The 22,524-nt window shown below is 59.3% G+C and carries 23 protein-coding genes; all 23 read right to left on the bottom strand.

Features of this window, described 5'->3' with window-relative positions:
- Window positions 1-26 precede the first annotated feature (26 nt).
- A complete protein-coding gene (fliM, locus tag K5K95_RS16810) occupies window positions 27-995 on the bottom strand; it encodes a flagellar motor switch protein FliM (RefSeq protein ID WP_222585245.1) in 969 nt (322 codons plus the stop codon).
- A gap of 9 nt (window positions 996-1,004) precedes the next feature.
- Complete coding sequence (gene fliL / locus K5K95_RS16805; protein ID WP_222585244.1) at window positions 1,005-1,502, bottom strand: flagellar basal body-associated protein FliL; 498 nt, start codon at window positions 1,500-1,502, stop codon at window positions 1,005-1,007.
- Between the two features lie 226 nt (window positions 1,503-1,728).
- A complete protein-coding gene (locus tag K5K95_RS16800; protein WP_222585243.1) occupies window positions 1,729-3,114 on the bottom strand; it encodes a flagellar hook-length control protein FliK in 1,386 nt (461 codons plus the stop codon).
- 105 nt (window positions 3,115-3,219) lie between these two features.
- Window positions 3,220-3,567: an Hpt domain-containing protein gene (locus tag K5K95_RS16795; protein ID WP_222585242.1), complete on the bottom strand. Its 348-nt coding sequence runs from the start codon at window positions 3,565-3,567 to the stop codon at window positions 3,220-3,222.
- A gap of 30 nt (window positions 3,568-3,597) precedes the next feature.
- The gene (locus K5K95_RS16790) at window positions 3,598-5,301 is read right to left on the bottom strand and encodes a fused response regulator/phosphatase (protein WP_222585241.1); all 1,704 of its coding nucleotides are present in this window, start codon (window positions 5,299-5,301) and stop codon (window positions 3,598-3,600) included.
- 5 nt (window positions 5,302-5,306) lie between these two features.
- Complete coding sequence (locus K5K95_RS16785; protein WP_222585240.1) at window positions 5,307-5,612, bottom strand: STAS domain-containing protein; 306 nt, start codon at window positions 5,610-5,612, stop codon at window positions 5,307-5,309.
- Window positions 5,613-5,730: 118 nt separating this feature from the next.
- A complete protein-coding gene (fliJ, locus tag K5K95_RS16780) occupies window positions 5,731-6,180 on the bottom strand; it encodes a flagellar export protein FliJ (protein ID WP_222585239.1) in 450 nt (149 codons plus the stop codon).
- A gap of 6 nt (window positions 6,181-6,186) precedes the next feature.
- Complete coding sequence (gene fliI / locus K5K95_RS16775) at window positions 6,187-7,545, bottom strand: flagellar protein export ATPase FliI (RefSeq protein WP_222585238.1); 1,359 nt, start codon at window positions 7,543-7,545, stop codon at window positions 6,187-6,189.
- Complete coding sequence (gene fliH, locus K5K95_RS16770; protein WP_222585237.1) at window positions 7,535-8,344, bottom strand: flagellar assembly protein FliH; 810 nt, start codon at window positions 8,342-8,344, stop codon at window positions 7,535-7,537. The genes fliI and fliH overlap by 11 nt, the downstream gene beginning before the upstream one ends.
- Before the next feature lie 7 nt (window positions 8,345-8,351).
- Entirely contained in the window at window positions 8,352-9,371 is a 1,020-nt protein-coding gene (fliG, locus tag K5K95_RS16765) for a flagellar motor switch protein FliG (RefSeq protein WP_007894195.1), read from the bottom strand.
- Complete coding sequence (fliF, locus tag K5K95_RS16760) at window positions 9,364-11,151, bottom strand: flagellar basal-body MS-ring/collar protein FliF (RefSeq protein WP_222585236.1); 1,788 nt, start codon at window positions 11,149-11,151, stop codon at window positions 9,364-9,366. Before fliF ends, fliG begins: the two co-directional genes overlap by 8 nt.
- Window positions 11,152-11,165: 14 nt before the next feature.
- A complete protein-coding gene (fliE, locus tag K5K95_RS16755; protein WP_008072611.1) occupies window positions 11,166-11,495 on the bottom strand; it encodes a flagellar hook-basal body complex protein FliE in 330 nt (109 codons plus the stop codon).
- Between the two features lie 145 nt (window positions 11,496-11,640).
- Window positions 11,641-13,026, bottom strand: a complete 1,386-nt coding sequence (fleR, locus tag K5K95_RS16750; protein ID WP_222585235.1) for a sigma-54-dependent response regulator transcription factor FleR — start codon at window positions 13,024-13,026, stop codon at window positions 11,641-11,643.
- 5 nt (window positions 13,027-13,031) lie between these two features.
- Window positions 13,032-14,255, bottom strand: a complete 1,224-nt coding sequence (locus tag K5K95_RS16745; protein ID WP_409999703.1) for a sensor histidine kinase — start codon at window positions 14,253-14,255, stop codon at window positions 13,032-13,034.
- A gap of 110 nt (window positions 14,256-14,365) precedes the next feature.
- On the bottom strand, window positions 14,366-15,841 hold the full coding sequence (locus K5K95_RS16740; RefSeq protein WP_090181532.1) for a sigma-54 dependent transcriptional regulator: 1,476 nt from the start codon (window positions 15,839-15,841) through the stop codon (window positions 14,366-14,368).
- A gap of 169 nt (window positions 15,842-16,010) precedes the next feature.
- A complete protein-coding gene (locus K5K95_RS16735) occupies window positions 16,011-16,307 on the bottom strand; it encodes a flagellar protein FliT (RefSeq protein ID WP_222585234.1) in 297 nt (98 codons plus the stop codon).
- Window positions 16,308-16,317: 10 nt separating this feature from the next.
- Entirely contained in the window at window positions 16,318-16,713 is a 396-nt protein-coding gene (gene fliS / locus K5K95_RS16730) for a flagellar export chaperone FliS (protein WP_222585233.1), read from the bottom strand.
- A 131-nt stretch (window positions 16,714-16,844) separates the two neighbouring features.
- On the bottom strand, window positions 16,845-18,266 hold the full coding sequence (fliD, locus tag K5K95_RS16725; RefSeq protein WP_222585232.1) for a flagellar filament capping protein FliD: 1,422 nt from the start codon (window positions 18,264-18,266) through the stop codon (window positions 16,845-16,847).
- Window positions 18,267-18,348: 82 nt separating this feature from the next.
- A complete protein-coding gene (locus K5K95_RS16720) occupies window positions 18,349-18,711 on the bottom strand; it encodes a flagellar protein FlaG (RefSeq protein ID WP_222585231.1) in 363 nt (120 codons plus the stop codon).
- A 72-nt stretch (window positions 18,712-18,783) separates the two neighbouring features.
- Window positions 18,784-19,635, bottom strand: a complete 852-nt coding sequence (locus tag K5K95_RS16715) for a flagellin domain-containing protein (RefSeq protein WP_090181524.1) — start codon at window positions 19,633-19,635, stop codon at window positions 18,784-18,786.
- A gap of 246 nt (window positions 19,636-19,881) precedes the next feature.
- The gene (locus tag K5K95_RS16710) at window positions 19,882-20,148 is read right to left on the bottom strand and encodes a hypothetical protein (RefSeq protein ID WP_222585230.1); all 267 of its coding nucleotides are present in this window, start codon (window positions 20,146-20,148) and stop codon (window positions 19,882-19,884) included.
- On the bottom strand, window positions 20,145-21,437 hold the full coding sequence (locus K5K95_RS16705) for a motility associated factor glycosyltransferase family protein (RefSeq protein WP_222585229.1): 1,293 nt from the start codon (window positions 21,435-21,437) through the stop codon (window positions 20,145-20,147). The genes K5K95_RS16710 and K5K95_RS16705 overlap by 4 nt, the downstream gene beginning before the upstream one ends.
- Before the next feature lie 85 nt (window positions 21,438-21,522).
- Window positions 21,523-22,449, bottom strand: a complete 927-nt coding sequence (locus K5K95_RS16700) for a ketoacyl-ACP synthase III (RefSeq protein WP_090181518.1) — start codon at window positions 22,447-22,449, stop codon at window positions 21,523-21,525.
- Window positions 22,450-22,524 lie beyond the last annotated feature (75 nt).

Raw genomic sequence — 22,524 nt, 5'->3', positions numbered from 1 at the left:
GAATTAAAGGGGGATTGGAGCGCCGGTCAGCGGCGCTCGATCGGCTCGATCACCTGCAACGCGAGGTTGCCTTTGTGCGAGCCCATCTTGACCTTGAAGGCCGGCACGCCGTTGGCGCGCATGATCATTTCTTCCGGCATCTCGACCGGGATCACGTCCCCCGGCTGCATGTGCAGAATGTCGCGCAAACGCAACTGGCGACGGGCAACCGTGGCACCGATCGGCACGTCGACATCCAGCACGTCCTGGCGCAAGGCGTTGATCCAGCGCTCGTCCTGATCGTCCAGGTCCGACTGGAAGCCGGCATCGAGCATCTCGCGCACCGGCTCGATCATCGAGTACGGCATGGTCACGTGCAGGTCGCCACCACCGCCATCGAGTTCGATGTGGAACGTCGACACCACGACGGCCTCGCTCGGGCCGACGATGTTGGCCATGGCCGGGTTCACTTCCGAGTTGATGTACTCGAAGTTCACTTCCATGATCGCCTGCCAGGCTTCCTTCAAATCGACGAAGGCCTGCTCCAGCACCATGCGCACGACGCGCAGTTCAGTGGGGGTGAATTCACGTCCTTCGATCTTGGCGTGACGACCGTCGCCACCAAAAAAGTTGTCCACCAGCTTGAACACCAGCTTGGCATCGAGGATGAACAGGGCGGTGCCGCGCAACGGTTTGATCTTGACCAGATTGAGACTGGTCGGGACGTACAGCGAGTGCACGTATTCGCCAAACTTCATCACCTGCACGCCACCGACGGCAACGTCTGCCGAGCGGCGCAGCATGTTGAACATGCTGATGCGGGTGTAGCGGGCGAAACGCTCGTTGATCATTTCCAGGGTCGGCATGCGTCCGCGGACGATGCGATCCTGACTGGTCAAGTCGTAGCTTTTGACGCTGCCGGGTTCAGCAACGTTATCGGTCTGTACCAGACCATCGTCGACGCCATGCAACAGCGCGTCGATCTCATCCTGGGACAGCAGGTCTTGCACGGCCATGTCGTGTTCCTACTGCAGTACGAAATTAGTGAAAAGCAGCTGTTCGATCACCACTTTGCCGAGTTCTTTCTGCGCCACTTCCTGGACGCTGGCCGTGGCCTTCTGACGCAACATCTCCTGGCCGACCGGGGTCGCCAGCGTGGCGAAATCCTGGCCGGAGAACAGCATGACCAGGTTGTTGCGGATCACCGGCATGTGCACTTTGAGCGCTTCAAGGTCGGCCTGATTGCGACCTTGCAGGGTGATGCTCACCTGCATGTAGCGCTGGCGACCGTTCACGTTGTAGTTGGCCACGAAGGCCGGGGCCATCGGTTCGAAGATCGCTGGCTGCTTGCCGACCACGGCCGGTTGCGCCTCAGCAGGTTTGCTCTGGGCGCTGTGCATGAAAAACCAGGTCGCCCCCACAGACACGCCAATCGCCAGCAGCAGAGCCACCACGATCACAATGATCAGCTTGATCTTGCCTTTGGTTGCGGGGTCTTTTACTGCTGCTTCGCTCTTCGCCATGCCAATAATCCGTCACTATTCGGGTTTTCACAGTCGCACGGCAAGGCAAGAGCAAGTGTTATGCCAGAAGTGTCAGGCAGGGGCTGGGCGCGGGATTATGGACACCCCAAAACAAATGTGGGAGCGAGCCTGCTCGCGATAGCGGTGTGACATTCAACATGCTCGTTGACTGCTACACCGCTATCGCGAGCAAGCTCGCTCCCACAAGAGCGGGTATTGCGTTTGATCAGGCGTAGTAGTCGACGGCGCTGGAGCCGATGACACTGGTGGTGGTGGCGGCGGTGGCGGCCACTTCGGCGACGGTCGGGTTGATTTCGTCATCCATCGCGTCGAGGCGACCACCACTGGCATTGATACGGCCACCTTGCCCCTGCTGCGCCTGTTCCTGGCCCTGCCCCTGACCTTGCCAGCCACGCGACTGGTCGGAGACGTTGACGTCAACCTGCCCCATGCCCTGTTGCGCGAACATGTCACGCAGGCGGTGCATTTGCCCGTCCAGCGCCTCGCGCACGCTTGGATGGGCGCTCATGAAGGTGATCTGGGTCTGCTGATCGGGAATAATGTTCACCCGAATGTCGAGACGCCCCAGTTCAGCCGGTTGCAATTGAATGTCCGCTGCCTTCAGATTGGCGCTGGAGAGGTACATGACCCGGTTGACCACTTCTTCGGTCCAACCGCTCTGATGCATGGCGATTGGCTGGTTCACCGGCAAGGCATTGGCGGTCTTGGGGGTGGCCGCCTGGGTCAATGCCGCCAGACGGTTGGCAAAGTCATCGACACGGGTATCGCTGGTGGCGCTCTTCAAGTCCTTGAGGCCGTCATCGATCAGACCGCTGAAGGCCTTCTCGCCACCCTGGCTGGTGCTGTCCTTGTCGGCCTGCACGTTGAGCATGCTGGCCATGCCAGCGGCAAAATTCTGCGCCGAGGTCAGTTCGCCGTCAGCCTGGGTCTGCGCAGGCGTCGCTTTAGGCTGAGCCTGGCTGCTGGCGGAGACGTGGCCACTCTGCTCCATGGCCATGCGTACGGCTGGCAGTGCATCGAGCGGGTCAGCTGCAGGATCGAAATCGCTATCGGCAGCGGCGGCCGCCGGCGCTGGTGCCTGCGTAGGCGTAGGCGCGGCTATGACAGAGGCCACTGACGCTTCAACCTGCGGCTGAGCACTCTGGGCAACCGGCGGGGCCGCTGGCGCGACCGGAACGGTCATCAGCGGCGGCAGCACCCCCGGCATCAAGGCAGGGTCCACAGGCGTCGTATCGGCCACGGGTGTTGCCGTGACGTCAGTCTTGTCATCACTGGTGGTTGTGTCGTTCGCCTGCGCCGGTTTATCGGCAGGCAAGGAATTGCCGCTATCGGCAACCGCCGGTTCCGGGGCGGCAGGCTTATCGTTGCTCACATCCTTTTTGCCCGAGCCCTTTGGGCCACTGTCGGCAACAGGTTTGGCAGGTTTATCCGCCACCACAGAAGGCTTGTTCTGGGCTTGATGGGCATAAACATCAGCGAAGCTGGACGCCTTGCCCGCTGGCTCAGCGGCCGGTGCCGGGGTATTGGCGCTGGCGGCTTGAGTCTTGGCCGTGGCAACAGCCTGAAGAAGCGAATGTGGGGTAACGGGCATTAAACAGTCTCCGCTGCACTGAGATCGTAGGTACAGTTGAGAGAGTTGACTGCAAAGGTCGAGCCAGGTCTGCCCGACCGATGACAAAAGTGCCGAATGGTAGCCTTAGCCAGCGGGAGAGCGCTGGCGCTCCGCCTCGTACAGCGGTCGGATAAAGGCGAACTCGCGATCAATTTCCCCGACCAGTTTTTCAATGCCAGCGAGGTTTTTTTGCTTGGCGCGCTGCTCAAGCTCACTGCAAAGCTCAGTGAGGCGAGTGGCCCCCATGTTGCTGCTGCTCCCCTTGAAACTATGGGCGGCGTCCATCAACGTGACGGGATCTTCAGCCTTTCGCAGAAGAAGCAATCGCTCTTCGGAGTCTGCCAGGAAGGTATCCAACAACACTGGATACTCATCTTCCATCACTTCCCGCAACGTGCTCAGCACATCGCGATTCAGGTGTGTGTCAGCCACTTGCTCACTCCTTGATCAAGAATGGGTGAATTATGCCAGAGCGTCCCAGAAAAACTCCACGCGCGCACTACGACCATTGTCGGACCAGCTCGCGTTGCGGCTCAACTGGCGGATCAGACTGACACCGCGCCCCGACAGACGACCACCATCGATGGGACGCTCCATCACCCGGGCCACGTCAAAACCTTCGCCGCTGTCTTCTACCCGGATAATCAGTTGACCACCCTCGCCGTGCGGCGCGATCTGCAGATGCACCCGCACGTAACCGTCTCGCAACTCATCCAGCCGCTCATTACGCTGCTGGTAATAGCGGGCGAAACCCGCCGCATCGCGCTTGAGACTGGAATCCAGACCGAGCACGCCATGCTCCAGGGCATTGGAATAAAGCTCCGCCAGTACACTGTAGAGCGCACCACTCTGAGCCCGCAGGCCATGCACCTCAAGCAGTAATTGCAACAGGTACGGCAACGGGTTGTATCGTTTGAGGGTATCGGCACGGAACTCGAAACTCACCGACCAATCCAGCGGGCATGACTGGCCACTGTCGGAATACACCAGCGCTGGCGGGCTCAGTTGCGCCGCTTCCAGCAGACTGATCTCGACCATGCTCACGTCATCGCGCGCTTCGCCACGGAAATCCCGCAACGCCTGCTCGATCTCCTCGAACAGCGCATCGGGCTCTCGATTGGCCGCAAACACCCGCTGCAAGCGCTCCACGCCAAACAACCGTTCGTTGGCATCGCAGGTGTCGATGACCCCGTCCGACAACAGGAATACACGATCGCCAACGGCCATCGGAAACACTTCGGTGCTGTCATTGAAGGTTTGCGGGCTAAGCACCCCCAGTGGTAAATGTCGCGCCAACAGCGGCGTGCGCTCACCGCTGGCGATGCGGTGCAGGTAACCGTCCGGCATCCCGCCGTTCCAGACTTCCACCGAACGTCGCTGAAAGCTCAGGCACAGCAGCGTGGCGCAACAGAACATATCCACCGGCAGGATGCGTTTGAGCTTGGCGTTCATCTCGCGCAGGGTTTCGGCCAGGCCGTAGCCCTTGGCCGTCATTCCATAGAAGACTTCAGCCAGAGGCATGGCGCCGACGGCAGCGGGCAGACCATGACCGGTGAAATCGCCCAGCAGCACGTGCATGTCGCCGGCCGGGGTGAACGCCGCGAGCAGTAGATCGCCGTTGAACAGCGCATAAGGCGATTGCAGGTAGCGGATGTTCGGTGCATTCAGACAGCCCGAATGCGCGACCTTGTCGAACACGGCTTTGGCCACTCGCTGCTCATTGAGCAAGTAATCGTTATGTTTGGAGATCAGGTCCCGCTGCTGCAGCACCGTGGCCTGCAACCGTCGCAAGCGGTCCATTGCCTTGATTTTGGCGGCAAGGATCACCTGGTTATAGGGTTTTGCCAGAAAATCGTCGCCGCCGGCCTCCAGACAACGGGCCAGCGCTTCGCTTTCAGTCAGCGAGGTCAGGAAGATGATCGGCACCAGGGTTTCCCCGGCCAGATCCTTGATTTGCCGCGCCGCTTCGAATCCGTCCATGACCGGCATCATGGCGTCCATCAGCACCAGGTGCGGGCGTTGCAGGCGAAAAGCCTCGACGGCCTCGGCACCGTTGGCGGCCGTGAGCACGGCATGCCCCTGGCGACGGACGATGCTCGACAGCAGCATGCGATCGGCCGCGCTGTCTTCAGCGATGAGGATTGTCAGCGGTTCGAGTGACTGCACGGCCTTCAACTGATGTCGAACAGCTTATCGAAATTGGAGATGGCGAGGATCTTGCGCACATCTGAACTGCTGTTGATCAAGCGGACATCGGAGTTGTCGCCACCCGCATGATCACGAAGCAGGAGCAACATGCCCAGCGCCGAGCTATCGAGGTAAGTGGCCTCTTTTAGATCGATGACGACAGAGTCGGGTTTCGTGTTGAGTTTTTCGTAGGACTCACGAAATTCCTGATGTCTGCCGAAGTCGAAGCGTCCCTTGATCGAAATCGTCAGCGTTTTCCCTTCCTGGGAGGTTTCTGCAGTAACTGACATGTAACGGCTTCCTTGTCATGGATGGACGTGCGTGTACAAGGTTTAGCACTTGGCGGGGATGGGAGCAAGGCTGGAAAGTCGCGAAGTCATCAAGTACGCCTTCGTGGGCCCGCCAGACCTAGTACGGATCATGCCGTGGCAACCGCTGGGACAATTCATCCAGCAGCTTCTGCTCGCGTTTGTCTTCGAGCTTGCGCGCTTCGGCTATGTAACGTTGTACAAGTTTTCGCAGCCCTTCAACCCGTGCAAACGCCTGCTGCCAGGACTCGCGCGCCTTGTTGAGGTTGTTCTGGTGCCAGTTCAAGCTCTGGCGCTGCTGATCGATGGCCGTGCCCAGTTGTGCAAGAAAGCCTTGATAGCCGAGCAACCATTGGCCGGAAACGCCACTGCTGCCGCGTACGATCCATTGTTCCTGATAATCGAGGCGGAAGCTTTCGAGGTCGGCGAGCTTGCTTTCCGCCAGACGCACCTGGCCCTGAAAGTGCCCAAGGCGCATGACCGCGGTTTTTTCGGCCTTTTCAGCCATTTCCACCACGGGTGCCAGGCGTGCCGCACGGCTTTGGGCCATGACCGGTTAGCCGCCCGCTGCCGGGGCGAAGATGGTAGCGAGATGGTTTTCGCTGGCCGCCATGCCGATGTTGTCGTTCAAGCCCTGACGCAGATAGGTGGTCATGGCCGGTTGCAGCGAAATCGCGATGTCGGTTTCTCGATCGCCGCCCGGCACGTAGGCACCTACGCTGATCAGGTCGCGACTTTGCTGATAACGCGACCAGTACTGTTTGAACATCTGCGCGCGCGTCATGTGCTCGGGACTGACAACTGACGGCATGACCCGGCTGATGGAAGCCTCGATATCGATGGCCGGGTAGTGACCTTCTTCAGCCAGACGCCGGGACAGCACAATGTGTCCGTCGAGCACGCCTCGCGCCGAGTCGGCAATCGGGTCTTGCTGGTCATCGCCTTCGGACAATACGGTGTAGAACGCAGTGATCGAACCACCGCCCTTCTCGGCATTGCCGGCCCGCTCCACCAGTTTCGGCAACTTGGCGAAAACCGACGGCGGATAGCCTTTGGTCGCCGGTGGCTCGCCGATGGCCAGGGCGATTTCCCGCTGAGCCTGGGCGAAACGGGTCAGGGAATCCATGAGCAACAGGACATTCTTGCCCTTGTCGCGAAAATACTCGGCGATGCGCGTGCAGTACATCGCGGCGCGCAGTCGCATCAGCGGTGCATCGTCCGCCGGCGACGCGACGACCACCGAACGCTTGAGCCCTTCTTCACCGAGGATGTGCTCGATGAACTCTTTAACTTCACGACCCCGCTCACCGATCAGTCCGACGACAATAATGTCGGCCTCGGTGAAGCGCGTCATCATGCCCAGCAACACGGATTTACCGACACCGGTACCGGCGAACAGGCCGAGACGCTGACCACGACCGACCGTCAACAATCCGTTGATGGTGCGGATACCCACGTCCAGCGGCTCGCTGATCGGTTCGCGCTTGAGCGGGTTGATGGTCGGGCCATCCATCGGCACCCAGTCTTCGGCTTTCATCCCACCCTTGCCGTCCAGCGCACGACCGGCACCATCGAGCACCCGCCCGAGCATGCTCATGCCCATCGGCAAGCGACCGGTGTCGGCCAACGGCACGACGCGGGCACCCGGCGCAATACCGGCGACGCTGCCGACCGGCATCAGGAAAACCTTGCTGCCGGAGAAGCCCATGACTTCGGCTTCGACCTGCACCGGCTGATAACTGTCGTCGTTGATGACCATGCAGCGAGTGCCCATGGCGGCGCGCAAGCCCTCGGCTTCGAGGGTCAGGCCGACCATGCGCAGCAAGCGCCCTTCAAGGATCGGCGCCCCGGCAAGCTCGGTGACCTCGGCGTAGCTGCCCAGGCGCTTGGCGAAGCTGGTGCGGTCAAGGCGCATCGGGATCATCCGTCTGCCCTTCTACCGGCGCCTCTGCCGGCTTGTCATCGATGGGCAATTCCAGGCTCAGATCCGGCTCCGCCGGGTGCAAGGCCTGGTCATGCAACTGATCGAACAGCTTGACCATGACTTGCGCCACGCGGGTTTCGACGGTGGCGTCGATGCGACTGTGTTCGGTTTCGACCCGGCAACCGCCGGGCAACAGGTGCGCGTCCTCGACGATGCGCCAGGTTTCTTCATGGCGCTCGCGCAGGGCTTTGACCTGTTCGAAGTCTTGCGGGTTGATGTACAAGCGCACATTGGTCGCGCCCAACGGCAAAAGCTTGAGGGCCTCGCGCATGACGTGTTCGATCTGCGTCGAGTCGATGGCCAGTTCGCGCTGAATCACCTGCTTGGTGATGTGCTGCACGAGGTCGATCAGCGACTTTTCGATCTGGGTGTCCTGCTCGGCGATGGGCTCGAACAGGTTGACCATCATCTGTTCCAGGCCTGCGACTTTCGGCGCCAGGATCGCTTCGGCTTCCTGACGGACCTTGAGCGTGGCGCTGTGGAAACCTTCTCTCTCGCCCACCGCGAAGCCTTCGTTGTAGGCCTCCTGGCGAATGCTTTCGAGCTCTTCGAGGGTCAGTGGCTGGACTTCGTCCAGCGGCACTTCTTCCATTTCCGGCGGCTCGGGCTCGGGTTCCGGCTCGGGCTCTGGCACAAACGGGTCGAAACTGGGCAACGCCCAGACGTCAAAACCGGCGACGGCCTTGCCACGGATCAGGTCGGTCTGGGACTCATCATGTTTGGACGACATAGTGACCTTAGATCATCTCTTCGCCGCCCTTCCCGCCGAGAACGATTTCTCCGGCTTCGGCCATACGGCGGGCAATGGTGAGGATTTCTTTCTGCGCGGTTTCCACGTCGCTGACGCGCACCGGGCCCTTGGCCTCGAGGTCGTCGCGCAACAGTTCGGCCGCACGCTTGGACATGTTCTTGAAGATCTTCTCCTTGACGCCTTCGTCCGAACCCTTGAGGGCCAGCACCAGCACGTCGGAGGACACTTCGCGCAGCAATGCCTGAATCCCGCGGTCGTCGACATCGGACAGGTTGTTGAACACGAACATGAGGTCTTCGATCTGACCGGACAGGTCTTCGTCGACTTCGCGAATCGAGTCCATCAACTGGCCTTCGATCGAGCTGTCGAGGAAGTTCATGATATCGGCCGCGCGCTTGATGCCACCCAGGGTGGTGCGCGAGGCATTCGAGTTGCCGGAGAACTGCTTCTCGAGAATCTGGTTGAGTTCTTTCAGGGCCGCCGGCTGCACCGTGTTCAACGAGGACACTCGCAGAATGATGTCCAGGCGCACCTTGTGGTCGAAGTTGCCCAGCACTTCACCGGCCTGGTCCGGGTCGAGGTACGCCACGACGATCGCCTGGATCTGTGGGTGCTCGTAACGGATCACGTCGGCGACGGCGCGCGGCTCCATCCACTTCAGGCTGTCGAGGCCACTGGTGTTGCCGCCCAGCAGGATGCGGTCGATCAGGCCGTTGGCCTTGTCTTCGCCCAGTGCCTGGGTGAGCATTTTGCGCACGTAGTCATCGGAACCGACGCCCAGGCTGGTCTGGTCGCCGACGATGTCGACGAACTCGCTCATGACCTGCTCCACCTGTTCGCGGTGGACGTTGCCCATCTGGGCCATCGCCACGCCCACACGCTGGACCTCCTTGGGCCCCATGTGGCGCAGCACTTGTGCAGCATCGGTGGAACCGAGGGACAGCAGCAGAATCGCGGCTTTGTCGACCTTGGTCAGTTTGGCGGCAACGGCTCGGTTATCACTCATCTGCGTTAATCCACTCTTTCACGACCTGGGCCACACGGCCCGGATCTTCTGCCACCAAACTCTTGATTGCGTTCAACTGTGCATCATAGCCTTCGCTCGGGCTCGGCAGCAGGATGCTGGTCGGGCCACCGAGGCTGACGCGGTCGTTGGCCAGTTCGCCGTCCAGGCCGCCCATGCCACCGAGTTCCACGTCGCTGCCCAGTCCTGCAAGTTGCTTGCCTTTGCCGCCACCGGTGATGTTGTTGAGCACCGGGCGCAGCACGCCAAACACCAGCACCAGGATGAACAAGACACCCAGCACTTGCTTGACGATGTCCCAGAACCACGGCTGGGAGTAGAACGGAATATCGGCAATCACTTCACCGCGCTCGGCAGAGAACGGCATGTTGATCACGCTCACGCTGTCGCCACGGCTGGCGTCGAAACCGACGGCGTCCTGGACCAGGCGAGTGAAGCGCGCCAATTCGTCGGCGCTCCACGGTGCACGGGTGGTTTCGCCGTTGGCTGCGTTGATCTTGACCTGATCGTCCACCACCACCGACACCGACAGGCGATTCAAACGCCCCTGCTGCTGCTTGGTGTGGCTGATGGAACGGTCGAGCTCGAAATTCTTGGTGGACTGTTGACGCTTGTCCGCCGGGTACGGCGCCAGCATCGGCTGACCGGTGGCCGGGTCCATGATTTGCTGACCGTTGGCATCGATCAATGGCTGGCCTGGCTGAACCATGCCGGCCGCTGCGGTGCTGCCACCCGTGGTTTGCGGCGCAGAGGCCGGCGATGGCGGCTGGTTGCTCAAGGCACCCGGCACACCTTGCGGACCATTGCTGGCAGTGCGTTGTTCGTTGACCGACTGCTCGCTGCGCAACGCCGGTTGATCCGGGTTGAACTGCTCGGAGGTCGACTCGACAGCGCTGAAGTCCACATCCGCGGAGACTTCGGCTTTATAGCGATCGTTGCCCAGCACCGGTTGCAAAATGTTGTGCACGCGCTGGGTCAGCATGCTCTCCATACGACGGCTGTAATCGAATTGCTTGCCGGCCATGGTCAGTTCAGAATTTTCCGCCTGATCCGACAGCAGGTTGCCCTTTTGGTCGACCACGGTGATCTGCGATTTGCTCAGCTCAGGAACACTGGTAGCCACCAGGTTGATGATCGCCAGTACCTGACCCGGCTCCAGCGAGCGGCCGGAATACAGTTCAACCAGAATCGACGCGCTTGGCTTGCGCTCGTCACGCACGAACACCGAACTTTTCGGAATCGCCAGGTGCACGCGGGCACCCTTGACGTTGTTCAGGCTGGAAATGGTGCGTGCCAATTCGCCTTCCAGGCCGCGACGATAACGGGTCGCTTCCATGAACTGGCTGGTCCCGAGGCCCTGGTCCTTGTCGAGGATTTCAAAGCCGATGTTGCCGTCACTGGGAGTGACACCAGCAGCCGCGAGCTTGAGCCGCGCACGGGACAGGTCATCGGCCTTGACCAGCAAGGCACCGGAGTTGGGTTCAACGGTGTAGGGAATGTCGGCAGCGGCCAGGGTTTCCATGACCTGCTTGGCATCCAAGCCGGCAAGACTGCCGTACAGAGGCCGGTAATCAGGCTGCTGGGACCACAACACCACGGCAAAGCCAATCGCCACGCTCGCAGCCAGGCCGACCAACAGGCCCACCTGACGCAACATGGTCATCTCGGAGAGGTTTTCCAGGAAGGACAACCCGAACAGCGGCGGTTTGCCGTCTACCGGAGTGGCCTTGGCCGGAACGTTATCGGCGATTGCTTCTGCCATGACTCAATACGTCCTTAAACCGGCATCTGCATGATGTCTTGATAGGCCTGAACCAACTTGTTGCGCACTTGGGTCAACGCCTGGAAAGACACGCTGGCCTTCTGCGAGGAAATCATCACGTCCGTCAGGTCGACGCCGCTCTTGCCGATCTCGAAGGCGCTGGCCAACTGATTGGATGCTTGCTGCGTGTCGTTCACTTTATTGACAGCCTGGCCGAGCATGTCGGAAAAGCTGCTGCCACCCAGTTCCGGAACGGCGGCAGTCGATTTCGGCGCAGACATCGCATCCATTTGCATGGAACGCATGTCCAGCATCAACCGATTGAATTCAATACCTTGGCTCATGGCTTCTCTCTTTGACGAGCTTACGTCGTTGACGACCCGCAATTTTTTGACACTCACTCGGCGGGTAGTGAGGTGTTAGCAACAAGGGTGCCAGCTCTGTGGCCGTTCTGAACAAAAGCCCTTCCCGGGCGTTGCCCCTGACGAATCAGGTGGCGAACAAGTAGGCTTCGACGTCCATTCCGGCGTCGCGCATCTGTGCCAGCTTGTAGCGCAAGGTGCGCGGGCTGATACCCAGTCGCTCGGCCGCTTCCTTGCGACGACCACGTTCGGCACGCAAGGTGTCGATGATCATCTGAAACTCACGACGTCGCAGGTCATCGCCCAGTGCTCCGGCCGACTCGGTTTCAACCTCGACAGCGCGCACGGGTGCCGCCGCCAACACTGGCAACGGCGCGCAGGCCACCGGCCCGGACAGGCAAAAATCCTGCGGCTGGATCAAACCGCCCTGCTGCAGAATCAGTGCGCGCTGGATAGCGTTATCCAGCTCACGCACGTTGCCCGGCCACCGATAAGCAATCAGGCACGCTTGCGCCTCGGGCGAGAGTGTTGCCGCCGCATGCTTCATTTTATTGACGTGTTTGACCAGCAGGCGCTCGGCCAGCGGCAGGATGTCGGCGGTACGCTCGCGCAACGGACGCCAGGCCAGCGGGAACACCGACAGCCGATAATAAAGGTCTTCACGAAACCGCCCCGCCGCCACTTCACCAGCGAGGTCGCGGTTGGTGGTGGCGACGACCCGAATATCCAGGCTGATCGGTTTGCGCGCGCCGACGCGCTCGACTTCGCGTTCTTGCAAGACGCGCAGCAACTTGGCCTGCAGCCCGAGGGGCATTTCAGAAATTTCGTCGAGCAGGATGGTCCCGCCATCGGCCTGCTCGAATTTGCCGGCCTGCGCCGCTATCGCGCCGGTAAACGAACCTTTTTCATGACCGAACAATGTGGCTTCGAGCATATTGTCCGGGATCGCGGCGCAATTGATCGCAATGAATGGCTGCGTGGCGCGATGGGAATGCTGGTGGATATAGCGCGCCAGCACCTCTTTGCCGGTACCGGACTCGCCAGAGATCAACACGGTGGAATCACTGCGCGCGACCCGCGCCGCCAACTCCAGCAGTTGCGCACTGGCCGGCTCGAACGCAATCGGCCCTTCGCTTTCGCTCGCGCCGAGATTACCCAACGCGTGTCGCGCCACCAGATCGAGCAAGGCCTTGGGCTCGAACGGCTTGACCAGATAATCCGCCGCACCTTGACGCATCGCGTCGACCGCACGCTCGACAGCGCCGTGAGCGGTCATCAACAACACCGGCAACTGTGGCTGCCGCGCTCGCAGCAGACCGAGCAATTGGTGCCCGTCCATGCCCGGCATATTGACGTCGCTGATGACCAGGTTGAACGCCTCGACACCCACCGTCGCCAGCGCCTCCTCGGCCGAACCGACCGCCGTGTAATCGTGCCCCGCGAGCAGCAACGTATCGGCCAGTGCTTCGCGTAGCGCGCGGTCGTCCTCGACCAGTAAAACCTTGATTGCCATGTCCTTCACTCGGCTCCCTGAACGCTGTTTTGTTCACCCGAAAAAAGCGGCAGGATGACCTGCGCACACGTGCCGCGACCCGGCCGCGAACGCAACTGCAATTCTCCTTGATGAGCACGGGCCACCGCCTTGACCACGGTCAGCCCCAGGCCAGTGCCGGTGGTCTTGGTGGTAAAAAACGGCTCGCCCAGACGCGCCAGGACGCTTGCCTCGATACCACTGCCGCTGTCACTGACGCACACGCGCAGGGTGTTTTCACGGGTATAGAGATGAACCTTCAGACGCACATTGCCGGCACTGGCCTGAATCGCGTTCTCGATCAGGTTGAGGATCGCCCCGATCAAGGTGTCGCGATTGCACAGCAATTCGCCGGCATGACTGTCGCACTGCCAACGGATCGGTAATTCCTGAACATGGGTCTGCGCCGCCGATTGCAGCGACTGCATCAACACCTTGGGCGTGACGCGATCCGTCAGCGGCAACTCGCCGCGGGCGAACACCAGCATATCGCGCACCTGGTGTTCGAGCTCATGCAAACGCTCTTTCAGGCGTCCGGCAAATCGCTGCTGCGTGGCCACCGGCAGTTCCTGTTCGGTCAAGTGACTGGCATAGAGCAAAGCGGCCGACAACGGTGTACGAATCTGATGAGCCAAGGACGCGACCATCCGGCCGAGAGACGACAGCCGCTCATGACGAGCCAGTTGACCTTGAAGTTGACGGGTTTCAGTCAGGTCGTTGAGCAACACCAACTGACCTGGCTCGGCATCCAGCGAGCGAGTGGCAATCGACAGACGCCGACCGTCCTTGAGAGAGATTTCGTGACCGTCGTCTTCGCGAGGTGCGAAGCAGCGGGCAATGACATGGCGCCAGAGTTCGCCTTCGAGGGGCAGCCCCAGCAGTTCGCATGCCGCCGGATTGGCTTCGCGCACGATGCCCTGGGCGTCGATGACGATAACGCCGCCGGGCAACAGATCGAGGAGGTTTTGCAGGCGGTTGGCCAGGCGTTCTTTTTCCGCCAGCTCCTGCATGCGCTGGGCACTGACCACCGCCAGTTCACCCTTGAGCTCGGTGACCCGGGCTTCGAGCATGCTGTAGGAATCGGTCAACTGGCTCGACATCTGGTTGAACAGCGCGAACGCCTGCTCAAGGCCAAGCCGGCTTGCCTGCTCTACGGACGACGGTAGCCCCGAAGTGTCAGGGACAGGAGACATCTGGGCGGCTTGGGGCATCGTGCTCTCTCGCTTGGCTGACCGTCAGTTAAACGGAACGTTGCGAGGGATGTAGCAATACCCGTGCCTAAAAAAAATCGCCCATAAATGAACGACTTGAAAAACAGGCGTCAATCATCCGCCTGTTCATCTCCATCGCGACGGCTCATGCCGTACTTGCGCATCTTCTCCACCAGCGTGGTGCGGCGAATGCGCAGACGCTCAGCGGCACGGGCGACGATACCATTAGCATCATCCAGCGCCTGCTGAATCAGACCCTGCTCCAGACCACCGAGGTAGTCTTTCAGGTCCAGGCCTTCAGGCGGCAGCATGGCATTGGCGGTGAAGTCCGGGGTATGCCCGTTGATGGCCACCCGCTCTTCCAGATCGCTGCGCAGGCTGTCGACCATCTGCTCGTCTTCGTCATCGACGTAACGGAACTTCTTCGGCAACTCGACCACGCCGATCACCCCGTACGGATGCATGATCGCCATGCGTTCCACCAGGTTGGCCAGTTCGCGAACGTTGCCCGGCCAGCCGTGGCGACACAGCGACATGATCGCCGCCGAGTTGAAACGGATAGAACCGCGTTTCTCGTGCTCCATGCGCGAGATCAATTCGTTCATCAGCAGCGGAATGTCTTCGACACGCTCGCGCAATGGCGCCATCTCGATCGGGAACACGTTCAGGCGATAGTACAAGTCTTCGCGGAAGGTACCGATCTCGATCATGCTTTCGAGATTCTTGTGGGTCGCTGCAATGATGCGCACGTCGACGCTCTGAGTCTTGTTGCTGCCCACGCGCTCGAAGGTGCGCTCCTGCAACACGCGCAGCAACTTGACCTGCATCGGCAACGGCATGTCGCCGATTTCGTCGAGGAACAGGGTGCCACCATTGGCCAGTTCGAAGCGCCCGGCGCGGCTGGTGATTGCGCCGGTGAAGGCACCCTTCTCGTGACCGAACAGTTCGCTTTCCAGCAACTCGGCCGGGATCGCCCCGCAGTTGACCGGCACGAACGGCGCATCACGACGCTTGGAGTGATAGTGCAGGTTACGCGCGACCACTTCCTTGCCGGTCCCGGACTCGCCGAGGATCAGCACGCTGGCGTCGGTGTCGGCCACTTGCTGCATCATCTGACGGACGTGTTGAATCGCCCGGCTGGTGCCGACAAGACTACGGAAAAGATTGGGTTCGCGATGACGACCGCGCTCGCGGGCCTGGTCATACATCTCGCGATAGACCTGCGCACGGTGCAGCGAGTCGAGCAATTTGCTGTAGCTGGGTGGCATTTCGAGCGTCGAAAGCACTCGGCGACGCTGGTCTTCCGGCAATTCAACGGAAGAATTATCGCCCATCAGCAAAACCGGAAGGAACTCATCCCAGGTTGCGAGTGTCTTTAACAGGCCCGGAAGTGCGCCAGGAGCATTGACCGTCCCGATCAGGACACAGATCACTTCACGACTTGACGACAAAGAGCCGACCGCCTGCTGCCAGTCATGGCTCCCGCAGGGTAAATTTTCTTCACCGAGAAAATTTAAAATCACCGCCAGGTCGCGGCGACGGACGCTATCGTCATCAATCAGCAGAATTTTGGTTTCACGCCACATGCAATAGCAACTTCCCTAGTCAACTCAATGCCCGAAATGAGGGGGCAAGCTAGACGCTTGCAGACACGTTATGCCTGTAGACGCCTGAAATCTGGAACCAGCCACTAGTTAAGTCAAAAAACCGTGCACAGTCAAATTTATGGCGCACTATGTTTGGATTAACTGCGGATTAACCAAACAGATGGTAAACCTTTGCCGCGTTCTGTGCTTGGTGGATCTGAGACATCTCGTCGACAATCGCCTGCCTCTCCCCCACCGCCACCTCGAGAAGTTCCTTGTAGACCCCCAGCAACTCCTCCAGGTTGGCACGCAACGCCACCTCGTCCAGAGAATCTTCATTCAAGACGTCTTCCATGCAGGAACGGCAATCAAGGTCCAATTGACCGATAGCTTCCCAGTTACGCTCGGCCAATGCGCCGACCAACGCTTCACGGGTGTGTTCGATTCGCTGCAATACAAGACTCATGATGATCTCCTTAAAACTGCGGACCTGGCGCGGCGATGGCGTCCCAGCCTTCTTTGACCGTGCGCAGCAAACCTGCGACTTCATCGAGAATACGCGGGTCACTCTTGATGTTCGCCTCGGCCAGGCGCTTCATCATGTAAGCGTAGAGACGGTCGAGCTCGCCGACAGTTTCTGCAGCCTTTTCAAGATCCAGGCCTTCACGCAAGCCACCAATGATCCCGATGGCCTTGCTGATAGACACACCCTTGCCGGGGATGTCGTTGCGCTCCATCGCGCCCTTGGCCTGAGCGATGCGATCCAGACCACCTTCCATCAGCATTTGCACCAAGCGATGCGGACTGGCTTCTGACGTCTGGGCCTGCGCCCCGACCTTCTGATATTGCCGAAGGGCTAACCGCGGATTCATGTTCTACCTCACTGCCACTCAATGACTCGTATGATCAGTGTATCGTCTTCGAGACTGAAAACTTTAGACCAGAAGACAAAAACCCGGCACACGCCGAAAAGCGTAGCCGGGTTTTTGTCGTCAGCCCATATCTACCTGCTGGACTGCTGAGCGTTCAACGTCTGGAAGAAGCCGGTGATATTGCTGGCAGTGGCCTTCATCTGGCCGACCAACAGATCCATCGCGTTGTATTTGGCAGTCAGGGATGCGGTGAGGTTGGTCACTCGTATATCCAGCGCCGTCTGCTGGCTGCTCAGATCCTTCTGGACCTTGCCGAGGTTGCTGCTTCGCTGATCCAGAATCCCGCCAGTCTGGGAGTAAGGCGTAATCGCTGCCGACATACGCGCCAACAAGCCATTTTTTGCATCAGTACCCGTGAACAGGTTCTGTACCGAACTGCTCATGCCGGGGGTTGCCATAGCCTTGGCGTACTTGGTTGGGTCGATGGTCAGCGTACCGGTCTTCTGATCGGTCTGAATACCCAACTGCGACAGTACCGACAATTGACCGCCCGCTCCAGGCGCTACCAACTCATTGCGCACGGCAGTGATCAAGTTACGCGGCAACGAGTCACCGGTCATTGCCGCGCCGATGGTCGGCTTGCCAGCGTCATCCAGGCTTGGCTTGGTCAGAGCAGTCAGGGTGTTGATGACGTTGTTATAGGCATCGACGAACGACTGCAGCGAGGTCTTCAGGCCATCGGTGTTAGTGCCGACAGTGACTGTGACCGGCGTCGTACTTTTCGCCAGCAAGGTCATGTTGATGCCACCAACAGCCTGGCTGATCGTGTTGCTTTTACTGGTGACGGTAAGGCCATCGATCGTGACCGACGCATCCGAAGCCAAACCACCAATGTTGCCAGAAGCGCCGGCAGCCGGAGTGGTACCCAGACTATTGGTTCCATCGATTTCCAGACCAGCAATGCCGCTGACCGTAAGGTCGGAGCCTGCGCCTGTCACCGTCGAACCAATGACCAATCGCGAACCATTGCCGTCGGTCACGATGTTGGCGCTGATGCCTTTGCCTTGAAGCGTGGTGTTGATCGCGTCACGGGTCGACTGCAACGTCGCGCCGCTCGCGATGGTCACCGGGTAATCAATACCATTTTGACTGATTTTCAATGTACCAGTCGGAATGGCACTGCTGGCACCGCCGGCAAACGCCGCGCTTGCCACTTTGGAGCCGGTCGCCAGGTTGTTCACTACAACGCTATAGCTACCATTTACCGCCGTGTTATCAGACGTGACGGTCAATGTGGTCGGCGTACCCGACGTCGCGGTAAAACCGGAAAACGCAGGCGCGTCTTTCTTACCGAGGTTGGTCATGGCCGTCTGGAACGCTGCGAGAGCCGATTTCAACGAACCGGTAGCAGAAATCTTGGCCGTGTTGATAGACGTCTGTTTGGTGATCAGCGTCTGCTTGGCCGATTTGTCGGAGTTGACCAGCGCGGTCACGATCGCACCGATGTCGAGACCGGACCCTAGACCCGAACCCGGTAGAATTGGACTTGCCATGTGCATCTCCTTATCTATGCGTTGCCGGTCTATTGACCACTAGCCGCGGTCAATGATCGTACAAACACGTTTCATGCCAGTGTCAGGCTTTGGCATCGAACAATACGTTTCTGGCGTTGTGCAGGCTTTCAGCCAGTTTCATGGCTTCGGCAGATGGAATCTGTCGGATGACTTCACCGGATTCGCTGGCAATCACTTTGACGATGACCTTGCCCGTCGACTCATCGATGGAAAACTCAAGGTTACGCTTGACCGACTGAACGAACTTTTCGATCTCCTGAACGGCCATTTTCAACTTATCCGAGTTGTCCGAATCTGAGCTTTTACCCGTTGCAGCAACAGGCTGGGTGCTTTCAGCGCTAGGCTTTTCGGCCGGCTTATCAGTAGTGCTGACCGCCGACTTCACGGCTGGGTAAGACAAGTTCAGCTTAACGCTCATGTCCATGACCATCACCTCTTAAACGGAAAAAGCGAGAGAGCACGCAAGCGCACTCCCCCGCTAAAACTCAATCCGATATTACTGAAGCAGTTTCAGTACAGCGGATGGCAGCTGGTTAGCCTGGGCCAGAACAGCGGTGGAAGCTTGTTGCAGAGTTTGCTGTTTGGTCAGGTTAGCGGTTTCTGCGGCGAAGTCGGTATCTTGTACGCGACCTTGTGCAGCAGTAACGTTTTCAGTGATGTTTTGCAGGTTGGAGATGGTGCTGGTCAGACGGTTTTGCGAAGCACCCAGGTTTGCACGGGTTGCACCGATGGCAGCGATTGCAGCGTCGATCGCGGTGATCGCGTTGTCGATGTTCGAAGCGGCAGCAGCGCTGGTAGCACCGGTCAGAACAACAGTACCGCTACCTACGGACAGGCTGACGGCGTCGAACTTGGAGCTCAGAACCAGGTCGATGTGGTTGGCAGAACCGGTGTTGGAACCCACTTGCAGGGTCATGGTGCCAGCCGAACCGTCCAGCAGTTGCTTGCCGTTCAGGTTGGTCGAAGCCGCGATACGAGTCAATTCGTCAGACATCTGACCGAATTCGGCGTTGGTTGCGGTTTGGTCAGCAGTACCGTTGGTGCCGTTGCGAGCTTGTACAGCCAGTTCACGCATACGTTGCAGAATGTTGGTCGATTCTTGCAGAGCGCCTTCAGCGGTCTGAGCCATCGAGATACCGTCGTTGGCGTTTTTAACCGCAACGTTCTGGCCGCGAATCTGGCTGGACATACGGTTGGAGATCTGCAGGCCTGCAGCATCGTCTTTAGCGCTGTTGATTTTCAGGCCGGAAGAAAGACGAGACATCGAAGTCGACAGAGCGTCGGCGGCACGGTTCAGGTTTTTCTGAACGTTCAACGACGTGGTGTTGGTGTTTACTGTTAAAGCCATGACGAATTCCTCGTTGGTTGGGTACTGCGGCTTCCGGCCCTGGCAACCGCCGGGTGTGGCCTAGAGAACCTTCGTAATAGTTATCGTCGGGATTGCAGGTTGCTTGAGGGCTTTTTAAAAAAATATTGCCATCACACTGCCATCCCCTAGAAAACAAGGGCTTAGCCGCCCCTCACCATCCGAAAAATGACGCCATAAAACCGTCCGACACCCAAACCTGCCAACCAGAGCTGTCCGTCCGGCTTTTTAAACCTGAACGCTGTCCAGCAAATCCACCAATTCGTACTCCATGAAATCAGCAAGCCCGAGCCAATCCTGACGCTCCTGACAGGCCAGCATTTGCGTGAGCACCTGCGTCCACTTCAGTTGCACGTCCTGGGGCGCCGCATGTAAAAGCCTTTGCGCCTCGTCAAACAGATCAACCATGGTCAACGCCGCTTCGACATCCCGCCCCAGGCGAAATAACCCTGCGCATTGACGGCATTCGTTGATGCATTGCGAAAGCGCGCTCACTGCACGAACTCCCGATTGAACTGCGTGCCGGCAATCATCGCGCCGGCCCGACTGCTGTTAAGGAAACGCACCTTGGGGTGCCCGGCGATGTATCGCTCCAGCTCGCACAGGTAGCTGCGGAAATTCAGCTGCGTGCGGACCCTTTCGCCATACCCGTCGCGCACCCAGTGCCGGGCCAGGTTTACCCCGGGCCCCAAATCCCCGTCGCGCCAGCCGGCATGCGTCTTGTTCATCGGAAAGGCAAAGTCGGCGCCAAACAACGTAATGCACCCGGCGCCCATTTTGACCGCCAGGTCCACGGCCGGATGAATCACGCTGCCGCCCACGTACAGTTCCGCCCTCGGGTGCTGGCAACGCAAGGTGGCGTAGATCGGGCTGGCGGAATAACCGCCATAGCGCTTGCCCTTCCACGCTTTCAACACTTCAGGATCGCTCATCGGCAGGTACACCAGCGGAATGCCGTCGGAGTCCTCGAAGGGCAAGTGCCGAAAGCTGATGCGCTGGTCAATGCTCACCACCAGATCAGGCTTGATCCCGTGCTCTCGCAACGGTCGGTAGGCGGTATCGACGCAAATGAACAGAGGCCGTTGCGCCTGCTCACGTATCGCCGCCAGTTGCTCGAAATGGCTTTCAAGGCTTGGCCCGGTGGCGATCACATAGACTTCCTGGCCGGCGCATGTATTGAACAACTGCGCAACATCGTCGTCGGCGAGCAGCACGTCGAGGCTGTCCTGCAAGCGCTGGAGAATAATCGGGGATTGCGGATCGAATTCGCGATTGTTGAAACTCAGGTGGACTTCGCTGACCAGGCGATCGCGAATTTTCGCGTTGAAGTCATCCGCCAGCACCATCTCGGAAGGCAGTGCAAAAAAGGGCGTGTAAATATCCGCTTGATCACCGGCATACAACAGCTCTACCCGAGGATCGTCGAGCCATTGGCGCTGATCAAGCAACTGCAGCACCAAGGCAAAAAGGGCACCGTTGAGGATATGCACGTACAGCCGCTCAAGCTCGTCGCGCTCCAGCAGGACCGTCGGCAAATCGCCCAGCCCCGTACCGTAGACATGCAACTGTGGCTTGCCGGGCGGCAGGCTGGCCGCCTGCACCCGGGCTTCGTGGACGCGATCATGACGACTGGTGAGTTGAATGCCATCGATGCTCAGCGTCGACCCCAACCCTTCGGACAATTCAGCCTGGATCGCCGTACTGTCTTCCAGCATCAGTCTGGCGTAAAGCATCGGCCAGCGCCGTTCTATCACCCGAGCATTGTCGTCAAAGCTTTCGCTCATGCTGCCTCACTGTTTTCGCAGGCAAAAAAATAGCGTTCAAAATGTACACCTTGAACGCTATTTTTTGTATTGGGTGGAGGGTGGATCAAGGACGATAGATGATCGCCGAGCCCCACGACAGCCCCACACCAAAACCACTCAGTGCAACGCGCTTCCAGTCTGAATCCAGCACGTGCTTCTCAAGTAGCAAAGGAATGCTCGACGACACCGTGTTGCCAGTCTCGACCATGTCCTTGATGAACTTCTCAGGATCGCCTTCAAAGCGTCGCGCCACCGCATCGACAATTGCCGCACTGCCCTGATGGATGCAGAAGGCATCGATATCGGCAGGCGTCAGTTGCGAGTCGGCCAGCAACTCATGCAAGTGCGCCGGGACTTTGAGCAACGCAAAGTTGAACACCTGGCGACCGTTCATGAAGAACACGCCATCGGTCACTTTCAGGTGCGGCGCGCCGGAACCGTCGGTGCCGAACTTGGCTTTGCCCAACTGCCATGGAGCGTTTTCACCCATCCAGGTCGCGGTGGCGGCGTCACCAAACAGCATGGTGGTGTTGCGGTCTTCCGGGTCGACGATCTTGGAATACGGATCGGCGGTGATCAGCAGGCCATTCTTCAAGCCGGCGGCTTCCATGAAGCCCTTGATCGCGTAGATGCCGTAGACGTAGCCGGAACAGCCCAGGGAAATATCGAACGCGGCAACAGTGGTCGGCAGACCGAGTTTGTCCTGAACGATGGCAGCGGTATGCGGCAGGCCTTCTTCGTCGCCGTTCTGGGTGACGACGATCAGCACGTCGATGGCGTCGCGTTTCAGATCAGGATTGTTGGCAAACAGCGCATTGGCTGCTTCGACACACAGGTCGGAGGTTTCTTGCCCGGCGTCTTTGCGCGGCAGGAAGGCCGAACCGATTTTGCCCAGGATGAATTCTTCATCCTTTTCGAATTTTGCACCTTGTGCGTAATTGTCCACGCCGGCTACAGGAACGTAGCTCGCAATGCTTTTTATGCCAATCATTACGGCTTCCCAATAATAAACAGCCCAATACCACCGCTCGTAATGATTCGAGGGGCGCCGACAAACAGAGATAAA

The sequence above is a fragment of the Pseudomonas sp. DR48 genome (genome assembly GCF_019823085.1).
In the GTDB taxonomy this organism is placed as follows: Bacteria; Pseudomonadota; Gammaproteobacteria; order Pseudomonadales; family Pseudomonadaceae; genus Aquipseudomonas.
The sequence above is the reverse complement of the archived record's forward strand: the minus strand, read 5'-3'. Positions and strand labels throughout refer to the sequence as shown.